Annotated in this window: 11 protein-coding genes and 1 pseudogene; 7 read left to right on the top strand and 5 right to left on the bottom strand. The window is 74.6% G+C overall.

All coding sequences use genetic code 11. From position 1 onward, the window contains the following. Positions 1 to 361 precede the first annotated feature (361 nt). Positions 362 to 1,690, bottom strand: a pseudogene (locus G6W55_RS18195) (sensor histidine kinase); the annotation flags it as partial. 336 nt (positions 1,691 to 2,026) lie between these two features. On the opposite strand from G6W55_RS18195, the gene G6W55_RS18200 reads away from it, so the two are divergent. From G6W55_RS18200 to G6W55_RS18210, 3 genes are all read left to right on the top strand, one after another. Next, positions 2,027 to 2,884: a MaoC/PaaZ C-terminal domain-containing protein gene (locus G6W55_RS18200; protein WP_175521900.1), complete on the top strand. Its 858-nt coding sequence runs from the start codon at positions 2,027 to 2,029 to the stop codon at positions 2,882 to 2,884. Between the two features lie 143 nt (positions 2,885 to 3,027). Continuing rightward, a complete protein-coding gene (locus G6W55_RS18205) occupies positions 3,028 to 4,104 on the top strand; it encodes a Zn-dependent alcohol dehydrogenase (protein WP_078633311.1) in 1,077 nt (358 codons plus the stop codon). Positions 4,105 to 4,125: 21 nt separating this feature from the next. Continuing rightward, positions 4,126 to 5,100, top strand: coding sequence for a 3-oxoacyl-ACP reductase (locus G6W55_RS18210; protein ID WP_309243755.1), 975 nt, complete (start codon positions 4,126 to 4,128; stop codon positions 5,098 to 5,100). Between the two features lie 365 nt (positions 5,101 to 5,465). Here the strand turns inward: G6W55_RS18210 and G6W55_RS18215 are convergent, their stop codons facing one another. Next, complete coding sequence (locus G6W55_RS18215; protein ID WP_175522001.1) at positions 5,466 to 6,575, bottom strand: hypothetical protein; 1,110 nt, start codon at positions 6,573 to 6,575, stop codon at positions 5,466 to 5,468. A 745-nt stretch (positions 6,576 to 7,320) separates the two neighbouring features. Here G6W55_RS18215 and G6W55_RS18220 point away from each other — a divergent pair. The 3 genes from G6W55_RS18220 to G6W55_RS18230 are packed head-to-tail and all read left to right on the top strand — an operon-like array spanning position 7,321 to position 10,301. Continuing rightward, a complete protein-coding gene (locus G6W55_RS18220; protein ID WP_175521902.1) occupies positions 7,321 to 8,202 on the top strand; it encodes a Nif3-like dinuclear metal center hexameric protein in 882 nt (293 codons plus the stop codon). Beyond that, a complete protein-coding gene (locus G6W55_RS18225; RefSeq protein WP_175522002.1) occupies positions 8,199 to 8,942 on the top strand; it encodes a zinc ribbon domain-containing protein in 744 nt (247 codons plus the stop codon). The genes G6W55_RS18220 and G6W55_RS18225 overlap by 4 nt, the downstream gene beginning before the upstream one ends. Before the next feature lie 12 nt (positions 8,943 to 8,954). Continuing rightward, positions 8,955 to 10,301, top strand: a complete 1,347-nt coding sequence (locus G6W55_RS18230; protein WP_175521903.1) for a bifunctional RNase H/acid phosphatase — start codon at positions 8,955 to 8,957, stop codon at positions 10,299 to 10,301. Here the strand turns inward: G6W55_RS18230 and eda are convergent. Together eda and yaaA are read right to left on the bottom strand one after the other, a co-directional pair. Continuing rightward, positions 10,273 to 10,992, bottom strand: a complete 720-nt coding sequence (eda, locus tag G6W55_RS18235; RefSeq protein ID WP_175521904.1) for a bifunctional 4-hydroxy-2-oxoglutarate aldolase/2-dehydro-3-deoxy-phosphogluconate aldolase — start codon at positions 10,990 to 10,992, stop codon at positions 10,273 to 10,275. The genes G6W55_RS18230 and eda overlap by 29 nt on opposite strands. Before the next feature lie 80 nt (positions 10,993 to 11,072). After that, a complete protein-coding gene (gene yaaA, locus G6W55_RS18240) occupies positions 11,073 to 11,855 on the bottom strand; it encodes a peroxide stress protein YaaA (RefSeq protein ID WP_175521905.1) in 783 nt (260 codons plus the stop codon). 153 nt (positions 11,856 to 12,008) lie between these two features. Between yaaA and G6W55_RS18245 the strand changes: the two genes are divergently transcribed. Continuing rightward, positions 12,009 to 13,442 carry an RNB domain-containing ribonuclease gene (locus tag G6W55_RS18245; protein ID WP_175521906.1) on the top strand — a complete coding sequence of 478 codons (1,434 nt, stop codon included), beginning with the start codon at positions 12,009 to 12,011 and terminating at the stop codon, positions 13,440 to 13,442. Positions 13,443 to 13,578: 136 nt separating this feature from the next. Here G6W55_RS18245 and G6W55_RS18250 read toward each other — a convergent pair whose 3' ends face one another. Next, positions 13,579 to 14,331: a MerR family transcriptional regulator gene (locus G6W55_RS18250; protein WP_175521907.1), complete on the bottom strand. Its 753-nt coding sequence runs from the start codon at positions 14,329 to 14,331 to the stop codon at positions 13,579 to 13,581. Positions 14,332 to 14,416: the final 85 nt, after the last annotated feature.

A 14,416-nucleotide genomic window follows, 5' to 3' on the forward strand; every position in this document is an offset into this window, starting at 1 on the left:
TCGGGCCCGGATAAGCGTCCGCGCCGGATCGGCCGCCGGTGCCTAGGTGCCGGCCCGCACCCTGTTCATCGACGGTGCTCCGGTCGCTTCCCGCCCCGTGACCACTGGCCGAGTGGTGGACAGCGGCCGTGGTGCGGCCAACACCCGAGTCCAGGGACTGGGCCTCGCCCTGACCGGCGCCCGCACGGCCGCCCCCGGCGGTGCCCCGGGCCCTGACCTGGGCCTCGCCCTGGCCGGTGCCTGTACCGGCGCCCCCGGTGGCACCGTCGCCCAGGACTCGGGCCTCGTCTTGGTCGGCGTCGGCGCCGTCACGGCCGCCCTCGGCGGTGCCCCGGGCCCGGACGTGGGCTTCGCCGTGGCCGGTGCCTGTACCGTCGCCCCCGGTGGCACCCTCGCCCAGGACTCGGGCCTCGTCCTGGTCGGCGTCGGCGCCCTCACGACCGCCCCCGGCGGCACCCCGGCCCAGGACCCGGGCCCCGTCTTGGCCGGCGCCCGCACTGCCGCGCCCGGCGGCACCCCCGCCACCTCCCGCGCCGAGGCCGTCCCCCACCGCCCCTTGGTCGGCGCCCCGTCCGTCGTCCGTCACCGTCAAACGGACCCGGTCCGGGGTGCCTGTCACCGTGATCGTGCAGTGGGTGGCGGCGCTGTGGCGGACCACGTTGGTGACCGCTTCTCGGACCACCCAGCCGAGCAGGGCAGCCGTCTCGGGTGCCACGGGTGGGCCCGACTGGCTGACCGCGGGCTCCACGCCCGCCGCGGTGAGCGCCGAGCGGGCCCGGTCCAGTTCGGTGGGGAGGCTGCCCTCGCGGTAGCCGGTGACCGCCTCGCGGATCTCGGTCAGCGCCTGCCGGCCCACCGACTCGATGTCCGTGATCTGCGCGAGGGCCGCGTCCAGGTCGCCCGGCGCCAGCCGTCTCGCCGCCTCCGACTTCACCACGATCACCGACAGCGTGTGCCCGAGCAGATCGTGCAGGTCCCGCGAGAACCGCAGCCGCTCCTTCTCCACCGCCCGCCGGGCCAGCTCCTCCCGGGCCGCGCGCAGCTCCCGCACCGCCTCCGCCAGGGTCAGGATCACGGCCGTCACCACCGTGGAGATCCCCGTGGCGTAGGCGATCGCCAGGCCGCCCCAGCCGTCATGCGGAACGGCGACCGCCCCGGCGAGCAGACCCAGCCCCACGCTGGTCTCCCGCAGCCGGGGACCGCGCAGGGCGGCGCCCGCGGCCAGGCCGAGCAGCGGGAAGAACAGCAGCCACGTGCCGCCGTAACCCCCGGCGAGGCCGCAGGTCACCAGGGTCATGATCAGCAGCGCCACCCGCGTGGAGCGGGCCTCGCGCTTCTCCTTCACGAAGGAGCGCACGGCGACGTAGATGTAGCAGGAGTTGAAGATCAGCAGCCCGAGGCCGCCGAGCAGCGGGTTGGGTGTCTCGCCCTGGAAGAGGTTCGAGAAGGAGCCCAGGCCCAGGAGCAGCCAGGGCAGCAGTGCCAGGGGCGTCGGCGGGGGACCCGGCGGCTCGCCGAAGGCGTCCGGACCGCAGTCCTCGCCGTTCGCGCAACGGTCCTGGCCCTCCCCGTCCCGGTGGCGCGCCCGCCAGGCAGCCCACCGGCATGCCAGCGTCCGCCGCCACTGAGCCGTCGCCCTCGGTGTCCCCGCCGCCTTCGGTGTCCTCGTCGCGCTCTTCGTCCTCGTCATGTGCCTTCCCCCGTCCGTTCGGTCCTTCCGCCCGCTCCTACCTCTTCGACGCTACGTTCCCCGCCCGCCGTCCGGCAGGGCCGCATGTCATCGGTCCGCCGGGACAAATGTCATGGGTCGATCGCCCCGCCGACGACGGCCCGCGGCCGGCCGTATCTGACATGCCGTCAGGAGCCTTCACAACTGCGGGGGCCTCGGCTATACAGAGGATCGCCGCACTGGAACGCGTTCTAGAACCGGACGGGTTCCGCGGCCCCGTGACGACCTCGGTGCGGCCGACGGTGCGGACGGCCGTATCGAGGTCTCACACCCTGTACCGCCACCGTCAGGAGCCCCATGCCCATCGACGCAGCCAAGGCGCTCGCCGCCGAACCCCGGACCGGCGAGATCTCCTGGGACCACAAGGACGTCCAGCTCTACCACCTCGGCATCGGCGCGGGCGTCCCCGCCACCGACCCCGACGAGCTGCGCTACACGCTGGAGTCCCGGCTGCACGTCCTGCCCAGCTTCGCCACCGTCGCCGGTTCCGGCTCGCCCGGCGTGATCAGCGGGCTGTCCATGCCCGGCGTCGACGTCGATCTCGCCCGGGTCCTGCACGGCGGACAGCGGCTGGAGATCCACCGCCCGCTGCCGGTGCGCGGCCGCGCGACCGCCACCGGCCGGATCGCCGCCGTGTACGACAAGGGCAAGGCGGCCGTGCTCGTCATGCGCACCGAGGTCGCCGACGCGGACGGGCCGCTGTGGACCAACGACGCCCAGATCTTCGTACGAGGAGAGGGCGGCTGGGGCGGCGACCGGGGGCCGTCGGCCCGTCTCGAACCGTCCGCCGGCGCGCCCGACAAGGTCGTCGAACGCGCGGTCCGCGAGGACCAGGCCCTCCTGTACCGCCTCTCCGGCGACTACAACCCGCTGCACGCCGACCCCGAGTTCGCCAAGCTCGCCGGTTTCGACCGGCCCATCCTGCACGGCCTGTGCACCTACGGGATCACCCTGAAGGCGGTCGTGGACACGCTGCTCGACGGGGACGTCACCCGGGTGCGGTCGTACGCCACCCGCTTCGCCGGGGTCGTGTTCCCCGGCGAGACCCTGCGCATCCGGCTGTGGCGGGGGGAGGGCGAGGTGCGGGTGGCCGTGAGCGCGGTCGAGCGTGACGACGCGCCCGTCCTCGCCGACACGGTCGTCGCACACTCCTGAACCCTGGACGACCTGCCTGAACCCTGCCTCATCCCCGTCTGAGCCCTGGACGACCCGCCTGCACCGTGGACGACCCGCCCGAACCCTGCCTCAGCCCTGCCTCACCCCCGCCTGAACCCTGGATGACCCGAGGGAGCCGCACCATGCGCGCAGCCGTACTGCACGAGATCGGCCAGGACAAACTGGAGGTCCTCGACGACGTCGAGGCGGTCGGCTTCGGTCCGGGCCGGGTCAGGGTCCGGATCCGGGCCACCGGCCTGTGTCACTCGGACCTGTCGGCGATGGGCGGGGTGCTGCCGCAGCCCGCGCCCTTCGTGCCGGGCCACGAGGGCGCCGGCGAGATCCTGGAGGTCGGCGAGGGCGTCACCCGGGTGAAGCCGGGCGACCGGGTCGTCGTCTGCTGGCTGCCCGCCTGCGGCGCGTGTCCCGCCTGCCGGCGCGGCCAGACCGAACTGTGCCTGGCCGGGTTCATGAACGCGGGCACCCCCAACTTCCGCCGCCCCGGCGGCGATGTGTTCGGCTTCGCCGGGACCGGCACCTTCGCCGAGGAGGTCGTGGTCGACGCGGGCTGCGCCGTCCCGATCCCCGACGACGTGCCCTTCGACATCGCCGCGCTGATCGGCTGCGGGGTGACGACCGGCCTCGGTGCCGCGCTCAACACCGCGGACGTGGAAGCGGGTTCGTCGGTCGCCGTCATCGGCTGCGGCGGGGTCGGCATCTCCGCGATCCAGGGCGCGCGGCTCAAGGGCGCCGCCGAGATCGTCGCCGTCGACCCGGTCGCCTCCCGCCGCGAGGCCGCGCTCGGCTTCGGCGCCACGCGGGCCGTCTCGCCCGACCAACTGCCCGACGCCAAGCAGCAGATCACCGGCGGCGAGGGCTTCGACTACGTCTTCGAGGTCGTCGGCCGCTCCGCCACCGCCCGCACCGCCTACGACACCACCCGGCGCGGCGGCACCCTGGTCGTTGTCGGCGCGGGCGCCATGGACGACCACCTCCAACTCAACATGTTCGAGCTGTTCTTCGACGAGAAGCGGATCCTGCCCTCGATGTACGGCGGCGGTGACGTGCTGCGTTCCTACGAGCGGACCATCGCTCTGTGGCGGGCGGGCCGGATCGACCTGGAGGGCCTGATCACGCACCGGGTGCCGCTCGCCGAGATCAACGAGGCGCTGGACCAGATGCGTACCGGGACCGCGCTGCGGACCTGCATCGAGATCTGAGGGGCGGCGGATCATATGGCAGTGCCGACCGAGAGACCGCATGGAGAGGTGAACGAGGGCCCGCTCGCGGGGCGTTGTGCCGTCGTCACCGGGGCCGGGCGCGGCCTCGGCCGGGCGGAGGCGCTGGAACTGGCCCGGCTGGGCGCGGCCGTCGTCGTCAACGACTACGGGCGATCCGGCCGTGACGGCTCCGGCGAGTCGTCCGCCGGGCCCGCCGAGACGGTCGCCGAGGAGATCCGGGCCGCCGGCGGCACCGCGCTCGTCCACACCGGGGACGTGTCCGACTTCCGTGAGGCCCGTGAGCTGGTCGGCCTGGCGATCGACACGTTCGGGACGCTGGACGTCGTCGTCAACAACGCCGGCATCCTGCGCGACCGGATGGTCTTCTCCATGGCGGAGGAGGAGTGGGACGCGGTGATCCGGGTCCATCTCAAGGGCCATTTCAATCTCACCCGGTTCGCCGCCGCGCACTGGCGCGAGCGGTCCAAGGCGGCGGGCGGTCCGGTGTACGGGCGGATCGTGAACACGTCCTCGGAGGCGTTCCTCGCGGGCTCGGCCGGACAGCCCAACTACGCCGCCGCCAAAGGGGGGATCGTCGGCCTGACCACCTCCACGGCCCTCGCGCTCGCCCGGTACGGCGTCACCGTCAACGCGATCTGTCCGCGCGCCCGGACCCGGATGACGGAGGACGTCTTCGCCGGCGTCGGACCCCCCGCCGAGGGGCTCGACCCGCTCGCCCCCGAGCATGTCGCCCCGCTCGTCGGCTACTTGGCGTCACCGGCCGCCGCGCGCATCAACGGACAGGTGCTCGTGGTGCACGGCGGGATGGTCGCCGTCGTCGAACGGCCGCGCGTGCGGGCGCAGTTCGACTGCAAGGGGGACGTCTTCGGCTTCGAGGAGCTGGACGCGACGCTGGGCGCGCACTTCGCGGAACGGCCGGACGGGGAGACGTTCGCTGCGGCGGAGGTGCTGGGGTTGCGGCGCGGGGCGGTGTGACCCACGGGTGCGACCCGGTCCGCATATGTGTTCCGGATGTGCGATCTGGATGTGCGAAGGGGCTCCGTCCGTCCTGTGGACGGGCGGAGCCCCTTCGGCGTACTGTCAGGCAGCCGCTTCGGCCGTTTCCTCAGCCGGCTTACGGTGCCGGCCGCGAGGGGCCGCCGACTCGCCGTCGTGGGACGACGAGACCGGGCCCCGGTGTCGGCCGTGCCCTGCCGTCTCCTGGGAGTCGGCGGACGGCGGCTGCGTGATGCTTGCGTCGCTCATCGGTTGAGTTCACCCCGTCAACATGATCTTTATTTCGCCGGAAGATTTTATCCGGCGCACCACGGGGCGAATCCAGGCGGCCACGCCAACCGCAGCTACTTCGTTACAAGTCGATCGAGCGGCGCCTGTTGCAGGGGGACGGGGCGGGCCGCGGGCGTGGTGACGGGGGGACGCTCGTCCGGTGGCGGCGCGATCGGTGGGCTCAGGTGCGCCACGCCGCAGGGTTCGGTCTCGGTGGCGTACGGCAGACGCAGCACGCCGTCCGGTGTCCAGCGGCCGCTTCCCGCCAACCAGCCGTCAGGTGCGGCGAGTTGGTGAAGGCGGCGTTCCGCGGGGCGCCAGCTTCCGACCCAGGTGCCGTAGGGGCCGTCGATGCGCAGCGCCACCGCGCACAGTTCCGGGAGCAGGACCTGTCCCGGCTGGATCGCGAACGGCGTGAGGGTGCAGCCGGGCAGCCGCAGGGACTCCGGGAAACGCACCGGCAGGGTGCTGCCGAGGACACCCCAGCCCAGCCGGGGCGTGCCGGGGGAGGGGGCGTCGGAAGAGATGAGGAGCAGCCCGCTGTCCACGTCGGCGAGCAGCAGACGGTCGTCGCTGCCGGCGGTGATCTGGAGCAACGGCGTGACCTCGCCGCCGCGTTCCAGGTCCACCACCAGTGACTTGGTGCGGCCGGCCACCTCACGGTCCAGCGCGAGCATCCGGCCGGTGCGGTCCAGCCAGACGCCGCCGGAGCAGCGGCCCGGGATCTCGGCCACGTGCTCGGGCCCGAAACTGCCGCCCGCGACGAGCCATACGGCGGTGGAGTACCGGCCGGCGGCCAGGGCGTAGGCCCGCTGTCCGCACGGCGCGGGCGGGAGCAGCCGGAGCCGGGTGTCGTCGTCGGGGCACTCCACGGCACCGAGCGGCAGTTCGCCGGTGCCGGGGCCGGTCGGATACAGCAGGGAGAAGGCGTGCCGCCCCTGCGTGACCCGGCGCACCAGCACCCGCCCGTCGGTCATCGGCTGCACCTCCGTCCCCGGCTCCTCCGGCTGATGCACGGGCAACGGCACGGCGTACGGCTCGGGCCCGCCCAACGTCCACCGTTCGGGGAACCAGGCGTCGGAACGGGGGTCGCGCGCGAGCCGGGCGGCGTAGGTGCCGTCGGCGGTGATCACGCAGGGGGCGTCCGGGAGGACCGTGCGCTCGTCGGCGACACGAGCGTCGATACGGCCGCCCCGGACGCCGTCCGCCGGACCGGAGCCGTTCGCACGGTCGTCCCGGACACCGTCCGCCGGACCGACGCCGTCCGCGTGGCTGTCGTCCTCCGGGATGACGGCCTCGTCGCCGCCGACCGCAGGGGTGTGCCCCGCTGTGCTGTCGGCGCCATGGACGTACGCCCAGAGCGCGCTGACCGGACCGAGGTCCACCGCGTGGCTGTCAGCCCGGCCGGTGCCGTCCTCACCGCCCCCGCCCCCGCCCTTGCCGTCGTCGGCAAGCTCCCCGTCCCACGCATCGTCCCCGTCGCCCCCGCGGGCGTAGCGCTCATCGCCACCCCCGAGGGCAAGCTCCCCGTCGCCGCCGGGCGCACACGCGTCGCCTCCACCGACGTCACCCTCGTCCCCGCGGGCAGGTTCGCCGTCCTCGCCCCCACCCGGGCCCCCGACACCCACATCCCCCGCCCCCAACGCCGTCTCCGGCGCCGTCGTCTCGGGCATCGCCCCCGTCCCGTCCGCTCCGTCCGTCGCGGTGGGTTCGATCGCACAGGTCGTCATGGTTCGGTCACCTCCGGCGACGAAGCTAGTTTTCGGGGGCGGGGCGAGGGCGCGGGCGCCGGGCCACTTCGCTCGTACGAGTGGTGCAGAAGCGATTCGCCTGAGGTCGGCGCCGGGCCTGTGCCTCCGCCGGGCCCCCACCGCCCCAGCCGGGCCGCATCTGTAGGGGACCCCATACGCGGCCAGGTAGCCTTTCCCCGTGCCCCGTCTGTCTGAAGTCATCGCCGCGCTCGAGAACCTGTGGCCCCCCGAGCGGGCCGAGGCATGGGACGCGGTCGGAACCGTCGTGGGGGAGCCCGGTCAGGACGTCACCCGGGTGCTGTTCGCCGTGGACCCGGTCCAGGAGATCGTCGACGAGGCCGTACGCCTCGGCGCCGACCTGCTGGTCACCCACCACCCGCTGTATCTGCGCGGGACCACGACCGTCGCGGCCTCCACCTTCAAGGGCCGCGTGGTGCACACCCTCATCAAGAACGACATCGCGCTCCACGTCGCCCACACCAACGCCGACACCGCCGACCCGGGCGTGAGCGACGCCCTCGCCGGCGCCCTCGACCTGCGCGTCGTGGGCCCCCTGGTGCCCGACCCGAGCGACCCCGACGGACGCCGCGGCCTCGGCCGGATCTGCGAGCTGGACCATCCGCTCACCGTCCGCGAGCTGGCCGCCCGCGCCGCCGAACGGCTGCCCGCCACCGCCCAGGGCATCCGCGTGGCCGGCGACCCGGACGCCCCCGTACGGACCGTCGCCGTCAGTGGCGGCTCCGGCGACAGCCTCTTCGACCGGGTCCGCGCGGCCGGTGTCGACGCCTTCCTCACCGCGGACCTGCGGCACCACCCGGTGTCCGAGGCCCGCGCCCACAGTCCTCTCGCGCTGCTCGACGCGGCGCACTGGGCCACCGAATGGCCCTGGTGCGAGCTGGCCGCAAGCCAGCTCGACGAGATCTCCGACCGCAACGGATGGGGCCTCCGGGTCCACGTCTCCCGCACGGTCACCGACCCCTGGACCGCCCACGCGGCGTCCGTCACCACCTCAAGCACCGTGGCCACCGCCACGACTACCGCTCAGGGAGCCCCCAACTGAACGCCGAGCCTGCCGACCAGATCCGACTCCTCGACGTCCAGGCCCTCGACGTCCGGCTCCAGCAGCTCGCGCACAAGCGCAGGTCGCTGCCCGAGCACGCCGAGATCGAGGCGCTGACCAAGGATCTGACCCAACTGCGCGACCTCCTCGTCGCCGCCCAGACCGAGGAGAGCGACACCGCCCGCGAGCAGACCAAGGCCGAGCAGGACGTGGACCAGGTGCGCCAGCGCGCCGCCCGCGACCAGCAGCGCCTGGACTCCGGTGCCGTCACCTCCCCCAAGGACCTGGAGAACCTCCAGAAGGAGATCGTCTCCCTCGCCAAGCGCCAGGGCGACCTGGAGGACGTCGTCCTGGAGGTCATGGAGCGCCGCGAGTCCGCGCAGGAGCGCGTCGCCGAGCTGACCGAGCGGGTCGGCGCCGTCCAGGGCAAGATCGACGACGCCACCGCCCGCCGTGACGCCTCCTTCGAGGAGATCGACGGCGAGGCCGCCACCGTCACCAAGGAGCGCGAGGTCGTCGCCGGGTCCGTCCCCGCCGACCTGCTCAAGCTCTACGACAAGCTGCGCGAGCAGCAGGGCGGCATCGGCGCGGCCAAGCTGTACGCCCGCACCTGCCAGGGCTGCCGCCAGGAGCTGGCCATCACCGAGCTGAACGAGATCCGCCAGGCCGCGCGCGACACCGTCGTACGGTGTGAGAACTGCCGCCGGATCCTGGTGCGTACGTCGGAATCCGGTCTGTAAGGGGTCTGCGGCGTGCGGGAGTTCATCGTCGAGGCCGACGGCGGGTCACGGGGCAATCCGGGACCCGCGGGCTACGGCAGTGTGGTGATCGACGCGGCGACGGGCGAAACCCTCGCGGAACGCGCCGAGTTCATCGGTGTGGCCACCAACAACGTCGCCGAGTACCGGGGGTTGCTGGCCGGTCTGCGGGCCGCGCGCGAGCTGGACCCGGCGGCGACCGTACGGGTGCGCATGGACTCCAAGCTCGTCGTCGAGCAGATGTCGGGGCGCTGGAAGATCAAGCACCCCGACATGAAGCCGCTCGCCGCGGAGGCCGCCCGGATCCTGCCGGCCGGCCAGGTCAGCTACGAGTGGATCCCGCGCGAGCGCAACAAGCACGCCGACCGGCTGGCCAACGAGGCCATGGACGCCGGCAAGCGGGGCGAGCAGTGGGACGCGGGGGCGTCGCGGGCCGCCCTGGACGCGGCAGGGTCGGGATCGGCCGGATCGCGGGCCTCCCGAGCCCTGCCCGAGCCGTCCGGTCCGCCCGGCGACGCCACGGCCGGTGCCGCGAAGGCCCGCGAGGCGCTGGCGCGGGCCCGCGACACGGAGGACACGGCCGCCACGGCCGACGCCGAGGCCACGACCGGTGCGGGCGAGGCCGATGCCCGCGCCGCCCGCACCCTCGCCGCCACCCCGCCGACGTCCCCCGAGACCCGCCCCTCCGTCGGCTGGGCCTCCGCCCCCGATCTCGGCGCCCCCGCCACCTTCGTACTGCTGCGGCACGGCGAGACGCCCCTCACCCCGCAGAAGCGGTTCTCCGGGCGGGGCGGCAGCGACCCGTCCCTCTCCGCCGTCGGCCGGGAGCAGGCCGAACGGGTCGCCGCCGCGCTGGCCCGGCGCGGGACCGTGCAGCACATCCTCGCCTCCCCGCTGGCCCGGACCCGGGAGACCGCCGGGGCCGTCGCCGCCCGGCTCGGTCTGGAGGTCGTCGTCGAGGAGGGGCTGATCGAGACGGACTTCGGCGCCTGGGAGGGGCTGACGTTCGGCGAGGTCCGCGAGCGCCACCCCGAGGACCTGAACCGCTGGCTCGCCGACCCGGAGGCCGAACCCACCGGCGGCGGCGAGAGCTTCGCGGCCACCGCGGCCCGGATCTCCGCCACCCGCGACAAGCTGACCGCGGCCTACGCGGGCCGCACGGTCCTGCTCGTCACCCATGTGACCCCGATCAAGACCCTGGTGCGGCTGGCCCTGGGCGCCCCGCCGGAGTCGCTGTTCCGGATGGAGCTGTCGGCGGCCTCGCTGTCGGCGGTGGCGTACTACGCCGACGGCAACGCCAGCGTCCGGCTGTTCAACGACACGTCCCACTTGCGGCCCTGACGGCGGACGTCCCGGCGGGCGTTTTGGCGGACGTTTCGGTGGATGTCCCGGCGAGCGCGGCGGCACCCCGCGCCAGCGCCTCGATCCGCGCCCAGTCCCGCGCCGCCACCGCCTCCGCCGGGACCATCCAACTGCCGCCGACACAGCCGACGTTGGGCAGGGAGAGGTACTCGGGCGCGTTGTCCGGGCCGACCCCGCCGGTCGGGCAGAAGCGGGCCTGGGGCAGGGGCCCGGCGAGGGAGCGCAGATAGGCGGTGCCGCCCGCCGCCTGGGCCGGGAAGAACTTCATCTCGCGCACCCCGCGCTCCAGCAGCGCCAGTACCTCCGTGGCGGTCGACACCCCCGGCAGGAACGGCACCCCGGACGCCCGCAGCGCCGCCAGCAGCCCGTCCGTCCAGCCCGGGCTCACCAGGAACCGCGCGCCCGCCGCCACACACGCCGTCACCTGCTCCGGCGTGACGACCGTCCCGGCGCCGACCACCGCCTCCGGCACCTCGGCGCAGATCCGCCGCACGGCGTCCAGGGCGGCCGGGGTCCGCAGCGTCACCTCGATCGCGGGCAGCCCGCCCGCCACCAGCGCCCGCGCCAGCGGTACGGCGTCGTCGGCGTCCCGGACGACCACCACGGGCAGCACGGGCGCGAGATCCAGCACGGAGGCGCCCGGGGCGGAGGAGTGCGGGGGAGAGGCCATGCGCGTCATCCTGCCCGCGGCCCGCAGCATGCGCAAAGCTCATTGCGCATGCTGCAACACATCGTTCTCCGGGCAGGCCGTCAGTGCACCTCGTCCACCAACACGTCCACCGACCACGCCGTCCCCGCCCGCGCCGGCGGCTCCGCCTCCACCACGTACCGGAGGTCCCGGAGCGCCTCCACCAGCTCCGCCGGGCCCTTCGGCGCGATCCCGGCCGTCAGCAGGCTCCGTACGATCCGCCCCTTGGTCGCCTTGTTGAAGTGGCTGACGACCTTCCGGGTCGGCGCGTGCAGCACCCGCACGGTCGCCGTACGCCCGGCCGTCCCGCCCTTCGGCTTCCACGCCGCCGCGTACGCCGCCGACCGCAGGTCCAGGACCAGCCCGTCCCCGGCCGCCTCCGGCAGCACGGCCGCCATCGGCGCCCGCCAGTGCGCGCCCAACGCCCCGAGCCCGGGCAGCCGCACCCCCATCGAGCAGCGGTACGACGGGATGCGGTCCGTCACCCGGACGGCGCCCCACAGCCCCGAGAACACCAGCAGCGAGCGGGCGGCCCGCCTCTTCGCGGCCGCGTCCAGGGAGGCCAGGCCCAGGGCGTCGTACAGGACACCCGTGTAGATCTCGCCGGCCGGACGCGCGCCCGCCGTGCGCAGGGCGGCGTTCTTGCCGACCTCGCCGCGCAGCCCCTCGCTCAGCCCGAGCACCTCGCGCGCCTTGTCCTCGTCGCCCGCGCACAGCTCGACCAGCTCGTCGAGCACCGCCTCGCGCGCGGCGGCCAGCCCCGGCAGCGACAGGGACTCGGGCTTCAACGGGGCACCGCGACCCGAGGCGGCCTTGCCTTCGGACGGGGGCAGCAGGACGAGCACGCGCAATCTCCTTACGGACAGGCTCCGGGACGGCGGACCGGAGCACGAAGGACAGCACTCCAGGACGGCGACCGGGGCGGAGCGGGACAGCGGACCGGGGCACGGGACAGCGTACGGCGTGCCCCCGCCCCGCCCGCGCCCTACGCTCGCCCTATGCCCCGCCGCCCCCTCCGCGTGACCGGTGCCCCCGAGGCGCCCCTGCGGGCCGCCCTCGCCGCGCTGCGCTCCGGACTCGGCGTGCCCCTCGCCTTCCCGCTCGGCGTGCTGGCCGAGGCGGAACGCGCCGCCAGGGCGCCCGCCCTGCCGGAACGCGACGCGACCGACATCCCCTTCGTCACCGTCGACCCGCCCACCGCCACCGACCTCGACCAGGCGCTGCACCTGTCCCGGAGGGGCACCGGCTACCGCGTCCGGTACGCCGTCGCGGACGTCGCCGCCTTCGTCGTACCCGGAGGCCCGGTGGACGCCGAGGCGCACCGGCGGGTGACGACCCTCTACTTCCCCGACGGCAAGGTCCCGCTGCACCCGGCCGTGCTCAGCGAGGGCGCCGCCAGCCTGCTGCCCGGCCGGGACCGGCCCGCCGCGCTGTGGACCGTCGACCTGGACGCGGACGGCGCCACCGTCGCCGTCGACGTCCACCGCGCGCTCGTCCGCAGCCGCGCCAAGCTCGACTACGCGGGCGTACAGCGGCGGATCGACGACGGGACGGCTGAGGAACCGCTGCGGCTCCTCGCCACCGTCGGACGGCTGCGGGAGCTGCGGGAGGAGGCGCGCGGCGGGATCTCGCTGAACGTGCCCGAGCAGGAGGTCGTGGAGCACGACCACACCTACCGGCTCGACTACCGCGCCCCGCTGCCCGCCGAGGGCTGGAACGCCCAGCTCTCCCTGCTCACCGGGATGGCCGCCGCCGATCTGATGCTGGCCTCCGGCACCGGCGTCCTGCGCACCCTGCCCGCCGCCCCCGACGGCGCCGTCGGCCGGCTGCGGAACACCGCGCACGCGCTGCGCATCGACTGGCCGCACCATGTCTCGTACGCCACCCTCATCCGCTCCCTCGACCCGCGCGAACCCCGGCACGCGGCCTTCCTTCAGGAGTGCACGACCCTGCTGCGCGGCGCCGGCTACACCGTCTTCCGGGACGGCCGGCTCCCCGCGATCACCACCCACGCCGCCGTCGCCGCCCCGTACACCCACTGCACGGCCCCGCTGCGCCGGCTCGCCGACCGCTACACCACCGAGCTGTGCCTGGCCGCCGTCGCCGGCGAGACCCCGCCCGACTGGGTGCTCGGCGCGCTGGACGCCCTGCCGGGGGAGATGGCCGAGGGCGGGCGGCGCGCGGCCGCGGTCGAACGGGCCTGCGTCGACACGGTGGAGGCGGCGCTGCTCGGCGACCGGGTGGGCGAGGAGTTCGACGGCTGCGTCGTCGACGTCGACGAACGCCGACCGGGCGTCGGCACCGTCCAGTTGGAGTCCCCGGCGGTCATCGGCCGCATCGACGGCGCCCCCCTGCCCCTCGGCGAACGTCTCCGCGTCCGCCTCACCGAGGCCGATCCGACCGTACCGAGGATCCGCTTCGTACCCGCGTGACGGCGTCGGCCGGCGCGCGGTGAGTTCGAGGCGTACCCGAACGCACGGCCGCCGCCGCTGTCCGGCCGCCGGGCGAGCCAGCGCAACAGGCTGACCAGCAGCCGGAGTTCGTGCCGGGCGAGGACGGCGGCCGTTCTCACGTCCCCTCCATGAGGAGGCGCAGCGCCCGGCGGATCGCCTCCGCCTGGGCCGGGGCGAAGTCGGCGTACAGCGCCCGCAGGAAGCTGTGGTCGTGGTCGAACGCGGGCGGATCGGGGAGCAGTTCACGCGGGGTGCACTCGGCGAGCCGGCGGGCGGCCGTCTCCACCCGGGGGTCGGCCGGGTCGGCGTCGGCGAGCGCGTCCAGCAGCGCGTACGCCTCGTTGGCGCGGGCCACCGCCTCCGGCGAGGCCACGATCGCGCCGACCGCCGTCAGCAGCCGCTCCCGTTCCGCGGGCGCCGCAGCCGTGTCGATCAGCGCGAGCACCTCGCGGTCCCGGGCGGCCATGGGCGAGTCGGACAGCTCGGCCGAGGTCCGCGCGAACAGAGCGGTCAGCTCCGGCGACACCGGCCCCTCGGCGGGCAGCTCCTCCGCCGCCAGCAGCGCCCGCAGCCGGGCCCGGCGCGCCCGGATCGCCGCCTCCTGCCGGACGAGATCCGCGTCCAGTTCGGTCAGCACCTCCACGAGATCCTTGCCGGCGTCGTCCGCGAGCACGTCCCGCACCTCCGCCAGGCCGAGACCCAGCTCGGTCAGCCGCCGGATCCGGGCGAGGACGACGGCGTGCCGCAGCGAGTAGTCGCGGTACCCGTTGGCACGCCGCTCGGGCTCGGGCAGCAGCCCCAGATGGTGGTAGTGCCGGACGGTCCGCGTGGTCACGCCGACGGCCTCGGCGAGTTCTCCGATCCGCATGGCACCAGTAGAAAGGCTGACGTCGGGGAGGGGTCAAGGGTGACGATCGTGCGGGCCGGGGCATGAAACCTGAGGCCCACGGTGT

The sequence above is a fragment of the Streptomyces sp. CAI-85 genome, from assembly GCF_013363615.1.
Classification (GTDB): domain Bacteria; phylum Actinomycetota; class Actinomycetes; order Streptomycetales; family Streptomycetaceae; genus Streptomyces; species Streptomyces antibioticus_B.

Bases quoted from the DNA above. Each gene is read 5' to 3' on its own strand.
- G6W55_RS18250 (WP_175521907.1), bottom strand. From the start codon at position 14,331: ATGCGGATCGGAGAACTCGCCGAGGCCGTCGGCGTGACCACGCGGACC.
- G6W55_RS18205 (WP_078633311.1), top strand. From the start codon at position 3,028: ATGCGCGCAGCCGTACTGCACGAGATCGGCCAGGACAAACTGGAGGTC.
- G6W55_RS18245 (WP_175521906.1), top strand. From the start codon at position 12,009: ATGCCCCGCCGCCCCCTCCGCGTGACCGGTGCCCCCGAGGCGCCCCTG.
- G6W55_RS18200 (WP_175521900.1), top strand. From the start codon at position 2,027: ATGCCCATCGACGCAGCCAAGGCGCTCGCCGCCGAACCCCGGACCGGC.
- eda (WP_175521904.1), bottom strand. From the start codon at position 10,992: ATGGCCTCTCCCCCGCACTCCTCCGCCCCGGGCGCCTCCGTGCTGGAT.